General features: G+C 70.9%; 2 protein-coding genes. Both read left to right on the plus strand.

Annotated features, from left to right (window positions below):
* The first annotated feature begins 13 nt into the window (after positions 1–13).
* Positions 14–994, plus strand: coding sequence for an ATP-binding cassette domain-containing protein (locus ABD269_RS23135; RefSeq protein WP_344120604.1), 981 nt, complete (start codon positions 14–16; stop codon positions 992–994).
* A gap of 43 nt (positions 995–1,037) precedes the next feature.
* Entirely contained in the window at positions 1,038–1,895 is an 858-nt protein-coding gene (locus tag ABD269_RS23140) for an ABC transporter permease (RefSeq protein ID WP_344120606.1), read from the plus strand.
* Positions 1,896–2,001: the final 106 nt, after the last annotated feature.

Genomic DNA, 2,001 nt, shown 5'->3' on the forward strand with positions numbered 1-2,001 from the left:
CGGGAGATCAGCCATGAGCGGGCTCGCTCAACCCACCGCCCGGACGGGCGAAGACATCATGATCGAGGCGAACGGCGTCAGCAAGGTCTTCGGTTCCCTGCGCGCACTGGACTCGGTGAGCGTATCCGCGCGCCGGGGCACCGTACTCGCTCTGCTCGGACACAACGGAGCGGGCAAGACCACGCTCGTCAATATCCTCACCGCCGCCCTGCCGCCCAGTTCGGGACGGGCCGCGGTGGCCGGTTTCGACGTCGCGCGCGACCCGCACGAGGTGCGCAAACGCGTCGGGCTGACAGGCCAGTTCGCCTCGGTCGACGCCCAGCTCTCGGGGCGGGACAACCTCGTCCTGCTGGCCCGGCTGCTCGGCGCGGACCGCAGGTCGGCCCGTGCCAGGGCCGATGAGCTGCTGGAGCTGTTCGGCCTCCAGGACTTCGCGGCACGCCGGCCGGGCACGTACTCCGGCGGGCTGCGCCGACGGCTCGACCTGGCCGCCTCCCTCGTCGGCCACCCGGCCGTCGTCTTCCTCGACGAGCCGACCACGGGCCTGGACCCGTCGAGCCGGCTGAACCTGTGGGAGATCGTGGAGGACCTCGTCGCCGGGGGCACCACGGTCCTGCTCACGACGCAGTACCTCGACGAGGCGGACCGGCTCGCGGACTCCATCGCCGTGCTCTCCGCCGGCGCGGTGATCGCCAGCGGCACCGCCGCCGAGCTCAAGTCCAAGGTGGGCCAGCGCACCGTGACGGTGGCCCCGGAGGACGGGTCCGACCCGGCCGTGGCCTGCGAGGCCATCCGGCGGGCGGGCCTGGAGCCGGTGGTGGACCGCGCGAACGGCACGATCGTCGTCGTCATCGAGGCCTCGAAGGACGCCGCGGTCGTGATCAGGGCCCTCGACGGGGCGGGGATCGAGATCACGGAACTGTCCTTCGGGGAACCGACCCTCGACGACGTCTACCTCACCCTGGCCGAGCGGCCCACCGGATTCACTCCCTGAATCGCTCGTGTACATCGCTCAACGCACAGATCGTGGAGACTCCATGACCACACAACAACTCGTCGGAAAACCCGACTCAGCGCCGCCGGCCCCGGAAGACACCCCGGGGCCGGCGATTGCGTGGGACGGCAGTTCGTTCCTCACCCAGGTCCGGATACTCACCGGCCGGTCGCTGCGGGCGCTGGTTACCGACCCCGGCGTGATCGTCTTCGGCCTGGCCCAGCCCGTGATCCTGCTGTTCATGCTGACCCAGGTGTTCAGCGGGATGGGCATGCCGCCGCACTTCCCCAAGGGGATCAGCTACCTCGACTTCGTGATGCCGGCGGTCCTGGTGGACAACGCGGTGCACTCCGCGATCCAGTCCGGGATCGGGGTGGTGGACGACCTCAAGAACGGCATGGTCGCCCGGCTGCGCTGCCTTCCCATCCACCCCAGTTCGCTGCTGGTCGCCCGCAGCCTGTCGAACCTGGTCCGCGCCGCGGTGCAGATCGCGATCGTCATCGTGCTGGCCGTCACCGTTCTCGGCTACTCCCCCAAGGGCGGCGCGGGGAAGCTCCTCGCCTCGGCCGGGCTGGTGCTCTTCATCACCTGGACCCTGGGGTGGGCGTTCATCGCGGCCGCCGCGTGGCTGCGGCGGGCGGAGCCCATGCAGAACCTCGCGGTCATCGCGATCTTCCCGCTGCTGTTCGCCTCGAGCGCCTACATGCCGATCGACGACCTGCCCACGTGGCTGGGCACGGTCGCCAAGGCCAACCCGCTGACGTACGCGATCGACACGACGCGCGCCCTCGCGCTCGACCTGCCCGGCGCCGGGGCCGTGTTGCCCGCCCTGCTCATCAGCATCGGTATCGCCGTCGTGGGCGGCGTGCTCGCGGCGGTGGGCTTCCGCCGCCCGCTCTGAGCCGACTGGCTTCCGTCGGCTCCGCCGACGGCGGCCCACCGTACGACAGCGGCCCATGACGAAGCGGCCCGTACCGGGAGTTCCCGGTACGGGCCGCTTCATCGTG

The sequence above is a fragment of the Streptomyces blastmyceticus genome (assembly GCF_039521185.1).
Lineage (GTDB): Bacteria > Actinomycetota > Actinomycetes > Streptomycetales > Streptomycetaceae > Streptomyces > Streptomyces blastmyceticus.

Bases quoted from the DNA above. Each gene is read 5' to 3' on its own strand.
- ABD269_RS23135 (WP_344120604.1), top strand. From the start codon at position 14: ATGAGCGGGCTCGCTCAACCCACCGCCCGGACGGGCGAAGACATCATG.
- ABD269_RS23140 (WP_344120606.1), top strand. From the start codon at position 1,038: ATGACCACACAACAACTCGTCGGAAAACCCGACTCAGCGCCGCCGGCC.